The sequence below is a fragment of the Azospirillum sp. A1-3 genome (genome assembly GCF_023806445.1).
GTDB lineage: Bacteria > Pseudomonadota > Alphaproteobacteria > Azospirillales > Azospirillaceae > Azospirillum.
This window is the reverse complement of sequence record NZ_JAMSLU010000002.1, coordinates 236,562-252,184: the sequence shown is the minus strand read 5'-3', so window position 1 is coordinate 252,184 and position 15,623 is coordinate 236,562. Positions and strand designations below refer to the sequence as shown.

The following is a 15,623-nucleotide window of genomic DNA, read 5'->3' as shown; positions in this document are numbered from 1 at the left end:
TCAGAGAACAGGATCGTCCACCCGGACCTTGCAGCCGCGGAGCCCCTCCAGAAGCGCTCCGGCATCAAGGTGGCGGCCGATGAAGACGAGTTGGTTCAGGCGTTCTTCGACGGGTCTCCACGGTCGGCTTGGCCGCCCGTCCAACGTCATGTGGACGCTGTGGAAGACGAAGCGCCGCCCCTGTCTGTCGAGATTGAGAACGCCCTTGGCGCGCAGCAGGTCGCGCCCCTTGTCCTGGACGAGCTGGTTGAGCCAGCGGTCAACCGCCGCCGGGTCGAGCCTCCCGGCCTCGCGCAAGGCCACACAGCTGATGTCGGCATCGTGCTCGTGCTCATGGTCCTCAAGGATACCCGGGTCGAGACGCAGGATGTTCGCAAGATCGAAGGCACCGATCCCAAGGATCTGGGAGAGAGGCAGGGCACACGCTTCGGTCCGGTGGATGCGGGCCAAGGGGTTGAGCCGGCGGATATCGCGCTCCACGGAGTCGAGTGCCGCGGTGGGCTCCAAATCGATCTTGTTCAGCAGGATCACGTCGGCGAAGGCAATCTGTTCGCGTGCCTCGTCGTGGCCGAGTTGCAAGGGCAGGTGACGGGCATCGGCCACGGTGACGATGGCATCGAGCGCGAAGCGGCGGCGCAGCCCGTCGTCCAACACGAAGGACTGGATGACGGGTGCCGGATCGGCGAGGCCGCTCGTCTCGATCACCACCCGATTGAACCCGCACTCATCCTCGACCAACCTCATCAGCGCTTCGATCAGATCGCCGCGGACGATGCAGCAAACACAACCATTGTTGAGCTCAACAACCGTCTCGCTCGTCGCCGTCACCAGCAGTCCATCGATGCCGAGTTCGCCATATTCGTTGACAATGACGGCGGTTCGCTCTCCCCCGTGTTCGGCCAGGATGCGGTTGAGCAGGGTCGTCTTGCCGGCCCCGAGAAATCCGGTCAGCACGGTCACCGGAATCGGTCGCATGGCGATGCTCCGTTGCTTCAGGTTGCGAAGGGCGGCCTTGGTCTTGCAGCGTGCCAAGGGGATTGGCCGATCTGCTTCGGCGCCCGTGGTATACATTGCACCGCATACCTTCCGCTGACTCAACATGTGGCAGCGGGCAATTCCGGACAAAGCACCTATCAGAATCGGCCAACCGCTTTGCGGCCACGGCTGCGGCGGCGGGCGAGTGTGCGAACAGGAGGGCGAACTAACTCGGCGCATTCATCAGCGTTTTGGAACGGCTTGCCGAAGGCACGTAGATGGGTGGCGCCAACGGCGCGGCATGATGGGGGGTTCCGTTGCAAAGTTTGCCGGCGGGAGGAGATCAGGTAAAACCCGGCCGCTTTCGACGGTTGAGGTGACACGGTGATGCGCAGCAGGAGGAGCCCGTTTAAGGGCCGGCAGTTCACGGCGGAGGTGATCCTGTGGGCGGTGCGCTGGTACCTGCAGTTCCCGATCAGCTACCGCGATCTGGAGCGGATGCTGGCCGACCGCGGCGTTGCCGTCGATCACACGACCATCTTCCGCTGGATCCAGGCCTACGCGCCGGAACGGCACCGTCAATTTGTCGACGACCGGGCAGAGTGAAGGCATGGCGGACAGCAGCGGTCTGCTGATTACGCGAACAGCGGCGCGCCGGCGACCGCGGCCCAGACCTGGAACGCCTGGGTGCGAGCCTTCCGATAGTCGGCGGCAGGGCGGTGGTCGCGGCGAAGGTGGAAGAGGTTGGCGATCGGGTCGTGGATGGACAGGAAACGCTGAACATGGCGGGCTGACTTGAAGCATTTCATCTGCCTCTCGCGTCGTCGGGTCGGTTGGTGGGAGTTTTCGGCACGGTTGTTGAGGCCCTTATGCTGGCGGTGTTCCACCCCCGGCATGATCGTCCGCTTGGCGGCCGCGTAGGACTTCAGCTTATCCGTCACCATCACCCGCGGGGCCAAACCCTGCTTCTTCAGCAGCTTGCGGAGCAAGCGCTTGGCCGCCTTGGCATCGCGCCGGCTCTGGACAAGGACATCAAGCACGAAGCCGTCGCGGTCAACCGCCCGCCACAGGTAGTGCTTCTTACCGGCGATGGTGAGGACGACTTCGTCGAGGTGCCACCTATCGCCTCGGCGCGGCGCTCGGCGGCGCAACCGATCTACGATGTCGCGACCGAACTTCAGGGCCCACTGCCGCACTGTCTCGTGGCTCACAGTGATGCCGCGGGCTGCCAGCATCTCCTCCACCATGCGCAAGCTCAGTGGGAAACGGAAGTACAGCCACACCGCCGTCGTAATGACCTCGGCAGGGAAGCGGTAGCCGGCGTAACGGGGATCACGGGACGTCGTCATCGCGATCCTTTACCGACCTGCATTCTCGCGAGCCAGCCTGAACTTGACTGTGCCACCGCTACACCCCCGACCGCAAGGGCGAACATCCGCAACGGGAGCTGGCCGGCTTCCGCGGGCACCTGCATGCCGACGGCTATGCCGGGTTCGACGCTCTGTACGAGGTCGCAGACGACCAACCGGCCGCTGTTGCTGAAGTGGCCTGTATGGCTCACGTGCGCCGGAAGTTCTTCGACGAGCATGCCGAAACCGGCTCACCCCTGGCCGCTGACACACTGAAGCGGATCGGGAGGCTGTTCGACTTCGAACGTCCCCTGATTGGCCAACCTGCCGAGGAACGCCGCCGGGTTCGCCAGACGGAAGCCCGGCCCATTCTCGATGAGCTGGCCGCTTTCCTCGACACCGCGTTGGCGCGTATTCCTGGCAAGGGCGACTTGGCCAAGGCGATCCGCTATGCCCGCTCGCGCTGGACGGCGTTGACACGCTACGTCGACAATGGACGGCTGGAAATTTCCAACAATGCAGCCGAGCGGGCGATCAGGCCGCTGGCCATCGGAAGACGCAACTGGATGTTCGCCGGTTCCGATGCTGGCGGGGAGCGCGCCGCGGCGATCTACACCATCGTGGAATCTGCCAAGCTCAACGGCCTCGATCCACAGGCCTACCTACGCCATGTGCTCGGCTGCATCGCGGATCACCCGATCAACCGCATCGCCGATCTCCTGCCCTGGAACATCACCATTCCAGAGCAGGGGTGAACGGCGCCGGCAACCCATTCACGCCGCAGTCGCCAGACGACGCTTACAGACAACCCGGGGCTGCCAAGCCTGCAAGCCACTTTATTTATGGCTTGTAGTGGGACTCGGGAACCCGGAAGTAGCCCTGGATGCTCTGCTCTTCCGTCAACACTGCGATCTGAATGTGTGTCCGCTCTTTGATCACGGAGTCGGCGAAGACCGGATCGTCTTCCTGATAGAGACCGCGCACTGTGTTGAACGGCGGCAGGGGAGGGCCGGGATTGCCATCCTCGTCGAGATTGTCCGCGAGCAGCTTGTGCAGGTGATTGATCACCGCGCAGTCGAGGTCGTGCCTCTTGCTCTTGGGCTTGTTCACCGGCAGCGGCTTGCCTGGGAACGCTTTGGCACGGAAGGTCGGAAAGGAAACGTAGGCTGCCTTGAGCATGTTGAGTGAGGCGCGATCCATCAAGTTCAGGCAATTGCCGAGATGGATCACTGCGCCAATCACGAAGGGCTCGCCGCCCTTTCTTGCGCAATAGGCTTGCGCCCACTCATAGCCGCGGACTGGATCGGCTTCCCAAAAGTAGATGCCTCTGCCGAGCCAGTCCCAGGGATTGTCGCTGTGGAGGAGATGAGGCGTAGTGCCCGCGAGGATGGCTTCCCCGACGTCCCTTTTGCAGCCGTGATAGCCGAGGACGAAGGGGTTCGATAAGACCGACATGATTACCGGTAGTGCTCGCCGGGCTCGCCGTTCTCCGTATAGACGCCTTCTTCGATGAGCGTGCGGCGGGCGTAATCGGCATCCTTCTCCGCGCGCTCGGTGGCGCGCTCAATCGCCTTCAAGATCGCCTTTTGCTGCTGCTCGCTCATTGTTGGCCCTCGATCAATCATCATGCTCTGGTCCTCCTATTAAGCACCATACCGGATCGCTTACAACCGGATTGTGGGGCTTTAGGGCTAGTAGGCCGCTTTTGGAGCTTTGAGAGCGCTTCCCTACTAAGATAGCACAAAACGCCCTAAATGGTCTTTTTGTTCCCTCTTTCGCGCTAAAAGGCGCTCTCTGCCAACGTTCGCAGAGATTTGGAGTCGCTACTAAGATCTCGGCGTGCCGATGAGCCTTGTTAGCGGCCCGCTCGGCCTTGAAAGTTCCCCAAGCGGAGTCGTAGGTAGGAACCCGCTCTTGGCCTCAAACTCACTCCCGACTCGATCCGTCTCTGAAGAGCTCTAGGAACGGCGAGGAATTCGGCGCCGAGTTGGGCCGCGAAATCCTTAATTTCGTAAGGCGAACCGGGGGATTCCGTCAGGGCTCGCGCTAGCTTGAGCGCTGGGCCGTGGTCGAGTAGCTCAGCCATTCGGCTTTCGCCCTCACAGATCCGGGCATGCGGATTTCCCGCACCCGGCTCTTCCTGAAGGTAACCCGCCTCATGCCGGACGTCTCGTCCACGGGCGCGTGATGCGAGGAGTTGGCAAGGGGAAGCGCGCTGTCAGAGCCTCGAACGGCACAGTCAAGTTCAGGCTGGCTCGCGAGAATGCAGGTCGGTAAAGGATCGCGATGACGACGTCCCGTGATCCCCGTTACGCCGGCTACCGCTTCCCTGCCGAGGTCATTACGACGGCGGTGTGGCTGTACTTCCGTTTCCCACTGAGCTTGCGCATGGTGGAGGAGATGCTGGCAGCCCGCGGCATCACTGTGAGCCACGAGACAGTGCGGCAGTGGGCCCTGAAGTTCGGTCGCGACATCGTAGATCGGTTGCGCCGCCGAGCGCCGCGCCGAGGCGATAGGTGGCACCTCGACGAAGTCGTCCTCACCATCGCCGGTAAGAAGCACTACCTGTGGCGGGCGGTTGACCGCGACGGCTTCGTGCTTGATGTCCTTGTCCAGAGCCGGCGCGATGCCAAGGCGGCCAAGCGCTTGCTCCGCAAGCTGCTGAAGAAGCAGGGTTTGGCCCCGCGGGTGATGGTGACGGATAAGCTGAAGTCCTACGCGGCCGCCAAGCGGACGATCATGCCGGGGGTGGAACACCGCCAGCATAAGGGCCTCAACAACCGTGCCGAAAACTCCCACCAACCGACCCGACGACGCGAGAGGCAGATGAAATGCTTCAAGTCAGCCCGCCATGTTCAGCGTTTCCTGTCCATCCACGACCCGATCGCCAACCTCTTCCACCTTCGCCGCGACCACCGCCCTGCCGCCGACTATCGGAAGGCTCGCACCCAGGCGTTCCAGGTCTGGGCCGCGGTCGCCGGCGCGCCGCTGTTCGCGTAATCAGCAGACCGCTGCTGTCCGCCATGCCTTCACTCTGCCCGGTCGTCGACAAATTGACGGTGCCGTCTCGACTGCTCCGCCTCCTGCTATGCGTGCCAGTCTCACCGTGTTTCCATCCGGCGTTAAACCGGAGACGACCACCTGCGCCCATAGCCCTTGAAACGGGACATGAGAGTGCACTGACTCATTCAGAAGGTGCAGGCAAACGGCTGAGTTTATCGAGGATGTCGTCGGCTGGCTTGGTCCAGACGAAGGGCTTGGATGCCCTATTATGCTCGCGGATGTAGCGGGTGATGGCGTCCTGGAGATCGGCCACGGACTTGAACACGCCGCGTCGGATGCTCCGGCGGGTGATGATGGAGAAGAAGCCCTCGACGGCGTTGATCTAGGATGCCGAGGTCGGCGTGAAGTGGAAGACCCATCGTGGATGATCGGCCAACCATTCCAGCATCTTGGGATGCTTGTGGGTGGCGTAGTTGTCGACGATGGCCTGGATCACCTTGCCGACCGGCACGACGCGCTCGACGGCGTTGAGGAACTTGATGAACTCCTTGTGGGTGTGCTTGGGCAGGCAGCGCCCCACCATGGTGCCGTCCAGGGTGTTCAGCGCGGCAAACAGCGTGGTGGTTCCGTTGCGCTTGTAATCGTGCGTCATCGTTCCGCACTTACCGGGCTTCAGCGGTAAACCCGGCTGGGTGCGGTCAAGTGCCTGGATCTGGCTCTTCTCGTCGATGGACAGAACCACCGCATGGCACGGCGGGTCCATGTAGAGGCCGACGATGTCCTCCACCTTGGTGGCGAAAGCTGGATCGTTGGAGCGCTTGAAGGTACGGATGCGATGGGGCTGGAGGCGGTTGGCCTCCCAGATGCGCTGAACGGCACGCAGGCTGATGCCGATGATCTTGGCCACGGCTCGACCGGTCCAATGGGTGACGGCGCCGGGTGGTTCCGAACACGTCAGCGCCAGCACCTTGGCCACGGTGGCGGTCGGCAGAGGCGCCCGGCCGGGCTTGCGCGTCTTGTCGCGCAACAGCCCATCGACGCCTTGTTCGGAGTAGCGCACTTGCCAGCGCCACACCGCCGGGCGGCTGACGTCGGCCCGACGGGCCACCTCCAGCACGGGCAGTCGCTCGGCCGAAAGCAGAACGATGTTCGCCCGTTGCGCATGTTTCTGCGGGCGATTGCGGTCAGCGAGGATCGCGGCCAAACGCGCACGATCCTCCGCTCCAATGATGACGCTGACGGTCTGGGCCATGCCGACAGAATCGCACGTCGCCCGCCCGTTGTGAATCCTATGTCTGTGTCAGTGCACTAGCGGACTATGTAAGCAGGGACATCAGTTCTGAATTTTGATGACTCAAAGAGTTGTGCTCATTCGTAATGAAGAAGCCATGAATATTTAGAGCGGTCGAAGCTACGGCACCGAGCTATTTCATGCATCAATCATGAAAACGTCTTCTTCACCCGGTCGAGCTCATCCTTCCACAAATACTCCCCATGCGTGTTCTGGAATTGCTGAGCTGCCTCAAGCAGGTCTCGCGCCTTTTCAGGGTCATCGGCGACCCGGCAGGCCTCCGCTGCTGTAATCCAGAAGCAGGGGCTGAGGAATCCTCCCCAGTAGGCCCGGAACTCCTCGGCGGCCGACAGCATCGCTTCAATCAATGCCGGGTCCTTGTGTTCCAGAAACTTGGCAAACAGCTCGAACGCCTTGCCGAATGGGCGCCAGTGTGGAAAGCCTTTTTCCGCACAGAGCGCGTCAAGAGCCGCACCGACGCGCTTGACCTCGCCCCAGTTCTGTTTGGTGGCGAGGTAGAGAATTTGCCACGTCATCACGAGAGCGATCGTGGGCGCGTGTCCCTTTTCCTCGGCAAGCGCCACAGCGTGGGCCGCGGATGCGTCGGCTCCCGCGACATCTCCAAGATGAAGCTCCGCCCAGGAGAGATAAATCAGGACGGTCGGGCCGGGATCAAAGCCGAACCGGGCACCATGGCGGACTGGATCGTAACGGCGGAGCGCCTCCCGGAAGGCCGCTGCTGCCTCCTCGAAGCGTCCTTGGTAAACCGCACTCGCCCCTTGCAGCCTCCATCGTTCGACATGGAGTTGGTCATCGTCCTGGCAGTTGCTTAGGGCCGTGAACTCCTCGACCAAGGACTCGGTCGCCCTCCAATCCGCATGGGCGGCGGCAAATGTCCAAAGGCCGAAAATATTTTTTGCGAGCGCCTCGACATTGCCAAGAGCGCTGCAAAGCTCGCTCGCGCGACGGTAGATTTGCCCGAGCTCGGGGTGCCCGTAGCCGCGGGACACACGCAGCACAAGTCCCAACTCCGTCAGGAAGGACAACTCCTCTCGCCGTCTGTCCCGGCCGTCGGTCTGGTCCCCCAGCAGGTCGAGTCCTGCACGGAAATGGCTGATTGCCTCGGCATTGGCGAAGCGGCTCGCCGCCTTTCGGCCGGCATCGAACCAGAACGGAACGGCTGCGTCCACTTGGCCGGCGCCCGTCCAATGGCGTGCTACAAGCTCCGGCTGGGACAGCATGACGTCCGGGAAGGAGCTTTGCAACGCGGCCGCCACCTGGGCGTGCCAGTGGCGCTTCGTGCGGGCGACGAGTGACTCGTAGGCGGCGTCGCGCAGCAAGGCGTGGCGGAACGCCAGCGACTGTGACCGTCCCGTTCCATGCGCGACGATGACGTCTGCGGCCCGAAGCTGATCGAGAACCGCCTCTATTTCGCTTTCCGGACGATCGAGAACCACCGCAAGCAGGTGCTGACTGAACTCCCGTCCGATGACGGCCGCCACTTGGGCCACCGTGCGCGCAGTCCCCAGCCGGTCCAACTGCGTCGTCAGCAAGTCCGCCAGCGTTTCCGGGATCAGAACTGACCGTTGGGAGTCCAGCGCCATCAGGGATTTTGTCAATTCCTCGATGTACAGCGGAATCCCGTCGGCCTTATCCAGGATCAGGCTGCGCTTCCAGGACGACAGGGGAGCCAGGGCTGAAAGCCGGTCGATGATCGACAGGCAGTAGCTCTGTGGCAGCCGGGACAGGTTCAAAGCGGTGGCTTCGGTCACGCGTGACCGAACGATGCCGGCATCTACCGGCCGCGACGTCACGACCACCATAATGCGTTCGGTTTTGCAGATCGCTGACGCATGCCGGATGAACTCCAGTGTCGTCGGGTCAGCCCAATGCGCGTCTTCGATCAGCACGATGCATGGGCGAAGTGCACTCATCCGGACCAGGATCGAGGAGAGCAGGCCAAACACGTGGTCACGGCGCCCGACGGGTGTGCTGTACCGGCTCTTGCCCCCAGGGTGATCCTCGCCTTTGATGTAGGCGGTGATCTCGGAAACCTCGTCGGGATACATAAAACTCAGAAGACCGCCCTGGTCACCGGCGATGCATGCAGTCAAGGGATAAAGCGGGCTGTCCCCATGGTAGGGCGAACATTGTAGGTTGACCTGTATGGACGCGGCTCCCGCCTTGTCCAGAAAGGCGTGCGCGAGCTTGGATTTCCCAATGCCCGCCTCTCCAATAATGGTGACGGTTTGGCCTTCCCCTTTTTGGGTAAATTGCCATCGACGCAGGAGCAAGGCCAACTCTTCCCGACGGCCGACGATGGGAACCTGCAGGTTGGAGGCGGATGCGCTGAAGCGGCTGCCCGACGACCGGATACCGACCAGCCGCCACAGCAGCCCATCGCCATCTCGCTGGTCGAGCAGACCCGCGCTAACGAACTCGAACGCGTTGCCTGCGATACGGCGCGCGGATTCCGCCACCATGACGCCGTTAAGGGGAATCTGGGGCAGCATTCTGCCCGCCAGAGCGGTGGCTTCGCCCACCACGCTGGGAGCCCGGCCTACGGCCGGTCCCGAGGCTGTGGCGGACTGGATGATCACTTGGCCGGTCACCACTGCCACCCGAACACCGAAGGCCTCCTGGTCCGGGACCCCTCGGAAAAACGACACGATCTCGAAGGCTGCCGTCAGGGCACGGCCTGCGGCGTTCTCCAAGGCCTCCGGCCAGCCGAAAACAATGAGCAAGCGATCGCTGGCTTGCCCCTCGACTGTCCCAGCGTAATGACGGGAGATGGTGGTGACGGAGTCGAAGAAAAGGGTGAAGATTTCCTGGTACCGTTCGGGATCGAGCTCCGTGTCGGCGTGGTTGCCGGGGTTACATTCCAAACCGCAGACCAGAACGGTCACTTGGCGCCGTTGCAGATCCGGAATTGTTGCTTCCGGTCGCTCCGGCAAAACCCCGGAGCCCGCCGCTCGAGTTCCGGTCGCCGCGACCGGTTCGGCCGCGGTCTTCCGGCGGACGTCCGGGATGTACGACCCCTTGGGAATGGTGATCACGAGGTCGTCGTCGGCTCCGCTTTCCAACTGATACTGAGTCAGCAACCGGCGCAGCCGGCCCACTTCCACCCGGACGATCGGGTTGGTCGCCGGGTTGAAGTCGACGGGCTTGTCAAAGACCTCGACCGCAATCGTGTACTCCTTCAACCGGTCCGACCGGCCATCCAGCGCTTCCCCGACCAGAAACGAGATCAGCCTCTGCATGCGGCCAGCCCGCGCAAAAGCGGGCGATGCGAGGATGACGGCAAGCTGCGCCATGATCTCCGCGCGATGGCGCTGACTGTCCTCATCCGCCGCTGACGGTCGGATCGGGCCGCTCCCCGGCATATCTGGCTCCGCCTCCCTATGGCTCCGCATTTTTGGAGGATTATAACCGCGTATGTTTTGACATACCATGAGTTGCCGGGTTCATGGGTAATGAAGCGGTCTACCGCCGAGAGCCGACCGGCCCCGATCTCCTTCTACGGCTTTCCGCCCTGGCACGCGCCTCCAAGGCAATGACGCAGGTGAATCACCTCGCGAACCGGTGAGGAGATCCCGAACCGCACGACCCACTCGCCCTTCATGGGCAGCACAAGACGCGCAGCGTAAAGGCCAGGCTTGCCGTCCTGGGTCGCCGCAACCGGTCGCACCGTATGAGCCATCGGCATGGAGGGCATGTCGGCTGAGACCATGACTGTCGCCGATTCCATCGGGCGTGCGTCCTGCGGCCAGTGCAGTTCGATTACACACCGAACCTCGAGCGGGGTTCCGGTTGGCGTGCAATCGACTGCTTCGGCGCGCACCAGCGGCGCAGCGTGGCCGGTTCCGGCAGGAAGCGCTACTGCGGCGAGGGCGAGCACGACCACCCCGCAGGACAATTTCCGCCTGTGGGCCGCGGCAAGGTGCCGGACGGCCGATGGGCTCAGCAGTCCCTGTGGTCTGAAGAAGAGGAGAAGCGCGATCAGCCCCCCGAACGCGATCATCCGATACTGCGCCAGAGGGCGAAACGCTTCGAACAGCCCGAAATCCAGCACCGCCCCCAGCAGGGGCCCAACGGGAGAACCGATGCCGCCAACAACCGCATAGGCCATGCCATGCACTCCAAGCATGATTGAAAAGGACGCGGGATCGAGAAAGGTCGTGTGGTGGGCGTAGGCGCTTCCCGCGAGACCGGCGATCGCTCCGGACAGGCCAACCACCGCAAAGCGCACGCGGGCGACGTCGATCCCCACGCTGGCTGCAAGCGTGGGATCATTCCCGACCGCCTGGATGCGGCGCCCCGACCGTCGACGCCCAAGCAGAACCAGGGCGGCGACGGCGAGGGCGACAAGAACCGCTACGGCTGTCGCGTACATTCCATCGGACCACCCCTGCTCAAGGGCAGCTCGAATGCCACCGAAGCCATCGAGGGCGGCCGGGCCGACGAGGCCGCCATCACGCTCAATCCTTAGGTCGAGCGCCGCCAGTCCAAACCTCGTCAATTCCGCATAGAACAGCGACGACAGGGTGAAAGCAGTCGGCCCCCGCCGCGCGGCGATCCATGCCAGCGGAAGTCCGGCCACGATACCGGCCAGGGCGCCACATGCCCACCCTGCCCACAGCGGCGCGTCCCATCCGGCGGTCAGCAGACCGCCGCCATAGGCGCCGACCCCGAACATCGCCTGCTGGCCGAGCGACAACAGACCCGCCTTCAAGAGCACGTAGGTCGACAGGGCCAGAAGTGAAGCGATGCCGATGTTCGTGACGATGGTGTCCAACCCCTGCATCAGCTCACCTTGGTTCGGCAGGGCCCGACTGCAGCCGTCCCGGCGCTACGATGACGACCCCGAGCAGCAGGAGGTGGGTGGCCGCCTCCGCCATCGGCCGGCCCACCAGAACCCCGGCGACGGCCTCCCAAACGCCCAGGCACACGGCGCCGACCGCGGCGCCGAGAAAGCCACCGCCCCCGACGATGAGCGCCGCCAGCCCCTTCATCGTGACCCACAGCCCCATCATCGGCGTGAGCTGCTGCTGCAGATTGCCGATCAGAAGTGCCGCCGTTGCAGCAAGACCGATGCCGAGCAAGGCGGCGAATCGCGCCATCGTGCGATGGTCGATGCCGGACAGTGCCGCTGCCCGTGGCTGCGAGACGACGGCACGCAAGGCAACACCCCGTCGGCTGCCCTGAACGATGGCGCGCAGGATCAGGGCGGCGAGCGCCGTTCCGCCCACGACGACGAGGCTGTCGAGCCGGACCGTGTGGTCTTGGACGGTGAGCATCCGGTCGGCGGACAGGGATGGAAAAGGAAAGGCATGGCCTGGAGCCACCAAGGTGACCGCCTCCTCGACCTGCATCCAGACGGCGAAGCTGGCGACCATCGAGACGTCGCGCCAACGGCCCTCCAACCGCGAGAAGCAGAGACGATCGACATACAGGCCGGAAAGGCCGGTGACCGCAATGCACGCCGCCACCGTCCCCAACGTCCCGCCGCCGGCGGCGAAGGCAAGACCGCCGGCGTATGAACCGGCCATGACGACCGCTCCATAGGCCAGGTTGACCCGACCCAGGACTTGGAACGTCAAGGCGAAGGACAGCGCCACCAGTGCGTAGACGCTGCCCTGCAGGCCGCCGTCCACCGCCGCCTGGAGAATGTCACCCATGGCCGGCACGTCAATGAGCCGCCGATCCGCCCAGATAGGCACGCCGGATCACGTCATCGTTGGCCAACTCGTCAGGTCGGCCGCTGAAGGTGATCCTCCCCTGCTCGATCAAATAGAAGAAATGCGCAAACTTCAGTGCGACTGCGGCATTCTGCTCGACCAGGAAAACGGTCAGGCCCTCGGCGTTAAGCTCGGCGATGATCCTGAAGATCTCGGCGACCACCATCGGCGCCAACCCGACCGACGGTTCGTCCAGGAACAGGATTTTGGGGCGGCTCATCAGGGCACGCGCGAGCGCCAGCATCTGCTGCTCGCCACCCGACATCAACCCCGCCATCTGGTCCTTTCTTTCGTTTAGAATGGGGAAGCGCTCGAACATCCGCTGGACATCGCGGGCAACCTCGGCACGGTCGGTGCGGAGATAGGCACCAGCAAGCAGGTTGTCCTTGACGCTCATGTGCGCAAAGACCAGCCGATTCTCAGGCACCAGTGCCAAGCCGCGCCGGACGATGGCCGCCGGTGAATGGCCCAGCAGTTCCTCCCGTCCAAGCCGAACGCTGCCCTTGGTCTGCTGCAGCACGCCGGCAATGGCGTACATCAAGGTCGTCTTGCCGGCGCCGTTCGGTCCAAGGAGGCAGGTGATCTGGCCCGTTTCAGCGCCGACAGAGACGCCGCGCAACGCTTCGATTTTGCCGTAGGAGGCGAAAAGATTGTGGACTTGCAGCATCGTCGCCTCACTGATGGGTGCCGAGATAAGCCTCGCGGACAGCAGGATCGTCCTGAATCTCCGCAGGGCTTCCTTCGGCGATTTTGCGGCCAAAATTGAGCACCGCGACGCGGTCGGACACACCCATCACCAGATCCATGATGTGCTCGACCAGCAGAATGGTCATGCCGCTCTTGCGCAGTTGGACAATGCGTTCCCGCAGCTGACCGATCTCGTCGAGGTTCATTCCGGCCGCGGGTTCATCCAGCATCAGCAGTTGCGGTCGTGTCGCGAGCGCCCGCGCCAACTCCAGGCGTCGTTGCTCGCCAAAGGCCAGGTTCCCGGCCAGCATGTCACGCTTGGACGCCAAGCCCGAGAACTCCAGCAGCGTGTCCAGCTCCTCGCGTTCCCGCGCCGGGTCCGTCGGCCACAGCTTCCAGAAAGGCGTCCGGTCTTTCGGACTGTTGCGGGCAACCCACAGATTGTCCCGGACGGTCAGGTCGGGGAAGAGGCGGATGTTCTGGAAGGTGCGGGCGAGGCCGGCTCGGATGCGGCGGTGGGCCGGCAGCCGGGTGATGTTCGAGGCTCCGAGGACGATGCTGCCTGAAGAGGGCGGGAACAGTCCGGACAGCAGGTTGATTGTGGTGCTCTTCCCTGATCCGTTTGGTCCGATCAACGCCATAACCTTGCCGGCGGGGATCGTCAATTCCAGCCCGGACACTGCCCGCACGCCGCCGAAATTCTTGCTGAGATTGGAGATGGTCAGCATTCCGCGTCCCTCTTCACCAAGTGGTCGCCCCTGATTTTTTGGATGAGCGCCCGGTAGCGCACAGCGACTCCTGGAGCGTGGCGCAGATTCATGAACAGGATGATGATCAGGCCGAACAGCAGGCTCCGCCAGTCGCCCAGAAAGCGGAACCCTTCGATCATCACTCCCTGGATCAGCACAGCGGCGTACAACGAGCCGAACGGAGACGACAGGCCGCCCAAAATGGGATAGGCGATGGCGAAGGCCGCCAGGGTTACACCGAACTGGGAATGCTCGATGTGCGTGGTGGTGTGAGCATAAAGCCCGCCCCCAATGGCGGCGATCGCACCGCCAAGTGCCATCGCCGCGACCTTCACGGCCGTGATGTCCACGCCGACATTCTGGGCTGCGACCTCGTCGCGACCGACTGCCCGCAAGATGCGACCCGTCCGGGAACGGTCGAGCGCCCACAGACAGAGCAGGATCGCCGCCGTGATCCCCCAAACCAGCGCAGCCACTGCACCAACGCTCCAGCCATTTTCCGCGAAGTAGCGGATCTGACGGAACCCCTCTGCCCCGGAAGGCCCGATTGGAATCCCGTCCTTTGTAGAACCAAGTGAGAAGATAAAGAAGAAGAGGCGGACCGTCTCACCAAAGGCCAGGGTGGCGACGACCAGCATCAACCCCTTCACACGTAGGGCCGGGAAGCCGACCGCTCCGGCCACCACGGCGCCGATCACAGCGGCGATGGCGAGCGCAGGCAGGATGTGGATCCCGCCCAGCACGGTCAGTATCCCGGCGGAATAGGCCCCGATGGCGAAAAAGCCGGCTTGGGCCAAGCTCACTTGGCCGGCAATCAAGACGCAATAGGCGGACAGCCCGAGGAGGGTGTGGATGCCGATGGTCTGCACCAAGCCAAAATAGTAATCCATGATTCGCTCCCCTCAATCGCGGCCTTGCGGAGGGGCGAACAGCCCTCCGGGCCGGAAGACGAGGAACGCGAACAGCATGAGCATCACGTAGATGTCGCGCTCGCTCACGCCCCGAAGATACTGGGCCAAGTTCTCGGCGGAGCCGACCAGAAGTCCGGCGATGACGGCACCCGGGATGCTTCCCAGCCCACCGACGACGGTGACGATCAGCCCCTTGATCGTCAGCGGCAGGGACAACAGCGGTGACAGCACTCCGATCGCCGAGCCGGCGAGCGCCCCTGCGATACCGCCGAGCAGGCCGGTGAGGACAAAGGTCAGTCCGTTGGTCCGCGTCAGCCCGATGCCGCAGAGTTGGGCCGCCGTCGGCTGTTGCGAGACCGCCCGGGTTGCGAGGCCGAGGCGGGTGTGGAACAGGACGACAACCAGCATCAGCATCAGCAGGATGGCAGCTACGAAGACGAACAGCAGATCGCCGCGCAGCAGGAAGGTTCCAATTTCCAGCGACCAATCGCCGAACAGCGGTGGGAAGTTCTTCGGGACGCCATTGGTGGTGTGGACGATCAGTTCGTCGACCAGCAACAGCATGCCCAGACTTGTCATCAGGGTAACCAGCGGGTTGGCCGCCGCCACGAAGTGGAAGCACAGGGCGTAGACGCAGGCTCCAAGCACCGCTCCGGCAACCGCGGCGGCGGCGAGCAGCAACAGGGGTGGTGTTCCCGGCAGCAGGCCCGGCAACAGCAGGCTTAGGTACGCGGCGGCGAGTGAAGCGGCGGCGTAGGCGAGGTTGAGCTTGTGCATCACCCCGAACACCAGGGTGAAGCCAATGCCGATAACCGCATAGACGGCACCGAACAGCAGGCCGTCGACGACCGATTGCAGGAGGTCGACGAGGTCCAAAAGGGACATGGCATGATCCTTTTGTCGGGACGCACCCAAGCGGC

The 15,623-nt window shown here is 63.4% G+C and carries 12 protein-coding genes and 3 pseudogenes; 3 read left to right on the top strand and 12 right to left on the bottom strand.

Annotated features, from left to right (window positions below; genetic code table 11):
- Nucleotides 1-1,071, bottom strand: a complete 1,071-nt coding sequence (locus M5E06_RS14515) for a CobW family GTP-binding protein (RefSeq protein ID WP_252138760.1) — start codon at nucleotides 1,069-1,071, stop codon at nucleotides 1-3.
- A 291-nt stretch (nucleotides 1,072-1,362) separates the two neighbouring features.
- Here M5E06_RS14515 and M5E06_RS14510 point away from each other — a divergent pair.
- Nucleotides 1,363-1,557 (top strand): annotated as a pseudogene (locus tag M5E06_RS14510) (IS6 family transposase); the annotation flags it as partial.
- Nucleotides 1,558-1,610: 53 nt separating this feature from the next.
- Here the strand turns inward: M5E06_RS14510 and M5E06_RS14505 are convergent.
- Nucleotides 1,611-2,324 (bottom strand): IS6 family transposase, encoded by a 714-nt coding sequence (locus M5E06_RS14505; RefSeq protein WP_252138757.1) that lies wholly within the window; start codon nucleotides 2,322-2,324, stop codon nucleotides 1,611-1,613.
- Between the two features lie 53 nt (nucleotides 2,325-2,377).
- Here M5E06_RS14505 and tnpC point away from each other — a divergent pair.
- A pseudogene (gene tnpC, locus M5E06_RS14500) lies at nucleotides 2,378-3,079 on the top strand (IS66 family transposase); the annotation flags it as partial.
- An 85-nt stretch (nucleotides 3,080-3,164) separates the two neighbouring features.
- On the opposite strand, the gene M5E06_RS14495 reads toward tnpC, so the two are convergent.
- Together M5E06_RS14495 and M5E06_RS14490 are read right to left on the bottom strand one after the other, a co-directional pair.
- Nucleotides 3,165-3,779: a hypothetical protein gene (locus M5E06_RS14495; protein WP_252138759.1), complete on the bottom strand. Its 615-nt coding sequence runs from the start codon at nucleotides 3,777-3,779 to the stop codon at nucleotides 3,165-3,167.
- Between the two features lie 2 nt (nucleotides 3,780-3,781).
- Nucleotides 3,782-3,928, bottom strand: coding sequence for a hypothetical protein (locus M5E06_RS14490; protein WP_252138758.1), 147 nt, complete (start codon nucleotides 3,926-3,928; stop codon nucleotides 3,782-3,784).
- Nucleotides 3,929-4,610: 682 nt separating this feature from the next.
- Here M5E06_RS14490 and M5E06_RS14485 point away from each other — a divergent pair.
- Complete coding sequence (locus M5E06_RS14485; protein WP_252138757.1) at nucleotides 4,611-5,324, top strand: IS6 family transposase; 714 nt, start codon at nucleotides 4,611-4,613, stop codon at nucleotides 5,322-5,324.
- A gap of 184 nt (nucleotides 5,325-5,508) precedes the next feature.
- Here M5E06_RS14485 and M5E06_RS14480 read toward each other — a convergent pair.
- From M5E06_RS14480 to M5E06_RS14445, 8 genes and pseudogenes are all read right to left on the bottom strand, one after another.
- Nucleotides 5,509-6,579: pseudogene (locus M5E06_RS14480) on the bottom strand (IS630 family transposase).
- A gap of 188 nt (nucleotides 6,580-6,767) precedes the next feature.
- Complete coding sequence (locus M5E06_RS14475; protein WP_252138756.1) at nucleotides 6,768-9,932, bottom strand: ATP-binding protein; 3,165 nt, start codon at nucleotides 9,930-9,932, stop codon at nucleotides 6,768-6,770.
- 203 nt (nucleotides 9,933-10,135) lie between these two features.
- Nucleotides 10,136-11,413 carry an ABC transporter permease subunit gene (locus tag M5E06_RS14470; RefSeq protein WP_252138755.1) on the bottom strand — a complete coding sequence of 426 codons (1,278 nt, stop codon included), beginning with the start codon at nucleotides 11,411-11,413 and terminating at the stop codon, nucleotides 10,136-10,138.
- A 13-nt stretch (nucleotides 11,414-11,426) separates the two neighbouring features.
- The gene (locus M5E06_RS14465; protein ID WP_252138754.1) at nucleotides 11,427-12,296 is read right to left on the bottom strand and encodes a branched-chain amino acid ABC transporter permease; all 870 of its coding nucleotides are present in this window, start codon (nucleotides 12,294-12,296) and stop codon (nucleotides 11,427-11,429) included.
- A gap of 10 nt (nucleotides 12,297-12,306) precedes the next feature.
- Nucleotides 12,307-13,023 carry an ABC transporter ATP-binding protein gene (locus M5E06_RS14460; RefSeq protein WP_252138753.1) on the bottom strand — a complete coding sequence of 239 codons (717 nt, stop codon included), beginning with the start codon at nucleotides 13,021-13,023 and terminating at the stop codon, nucleotides 12,307-12,309.
- 7 nt (nucleotides 13,024-13,030) lie between these two features.
- Nucleotides 13,031-13,771, bottom strand: a complete 741-nt coding sequence (locus tag M5E06_RS14455) for an ABC transporter ATP-binding protein (RefSeq protein ID WP_252138752.1) — start codon at nucleotides 13,769-13,771, stop codon at nucleotides 13,031-13,033.
- The gene (locus M5E06_RS14450) at nucleotides 13,765-14,682 is read right to left on the bottom strand and encodes a branched-chain amino acid ABC transporter permease (RefSeq protein WP_252138751.1); all 918 of its coding nucleotides are present in this window, start codon (nucleotides 14,680-14,682) and stop codon (nucleotides 13,765-13,767) included. The genes M5E06_RS14455 and M5E06_RS14450 overlap by 7 nt, the downstream gene beginning before the upstream one ends.
- A gap of 12 nt (nucleotides 14,683-14,694) precedes the next feature.
- Complete coding sequence (locus M5E06_RS14445) at nucleotides 14,695-15,588, bottom strand: branched-chain amino acid ABC transporter permease (protein ID WP_252138750.1); 894 nt, start codon at nucleotides 15,586-15,588, stop codon at nucleotides 14,695-14,697.
- Between the last annotated feature and the right edge of the window lie 35 nt (nucleotides 15,589-15,623).

What these genes read in the sequence shown, in the direction of transcription:
- M5E06_RS14460 (WP_252138753.1), bottom strand. Translation starts at nt 13,023, where the DNA reads ATGCTGCAAGTCCACAATCTTTTCGCCTCCTACGGCAAAATCGAAGCG.
- M5E06_RS14450 (WP_252138751.1), bottom strand. Translation starts at nt 14,682, where the DNA reads ATGGATTACTATTTTGGCTTGGTGCAGACCATCGGCATCCACACCCTC.
- M5E06_RS14490 (WP_252138758.1), bottom strand. Translation starts at nt 3,928, where the DNA reads ATGAGCGAGCAGCAGCAAAAGGCGATCTTGAAGGCGATTGAGCGCGCC.
- M5E06_RS14465 (WP_252138754.1), bottom strand. Translation starts at nt 12,296, where the DNA reads ATGGGTGACATTCTCCAGGCGGCGGTGGACGGCGGCCTGCAGGGCAGC.
- M5E06_RS14445 (WP_252138750.1), bottom strand. Translation starts at nt 15,588, where the DNA reads ATGTCCCTTTTGGACCTCGTCGACCTCCTGCAATCGGTCGTCGACGGC.
- M5E06_RS14455 (WP_252138752.1), bottom strand. Translation starts at nt 13,771, where the DNA reads ATGCTGACCATCTCCAATCTCAGCAAGAATTTCGGCGGCGTGCGGGCA.
- M5E06_RS14495 (WP_252138759.1), bottom strand. Translation starts at nt 3,779, where the DNA reads ATGTCGGTCTTATCGAACCCCTTCGTCCTCGGCTATCACGGCTGCAAA.
- M5E06_RS14515 (WP_252138760.1), bottom strand. Translation starts at nt 1,071, where the DNA reads ATGTATACCACGGGCGCCGAAGCAGATCGGCCAATCCCCTTGGCACGC.
- M5E06_RS14485 (WP_252138757.1), top strand. Translation starts at nt 4,611, where the DNA reads ATGACGACGTCCCGTGATCCCCGTTACGCCGGCTACCGCTTCCCTGCC.
- M5E06_RS14505 (WP_252138757.1), bottom strand. Translation starts at nt 2,324, where the DNA reads ATGACGACGTCCCGTGATCCCCGTTACGCCGGCTACCGCTTCCCTGCC.
- M5E06_RS14475 (WP_252138756.1), bottom strand. Translation starts at nt 9,932, where the DNA reads ATGGCGCAGCTTGCCGTCATCCTCGCATCGCCCGCTTTTGCGCGGGCT.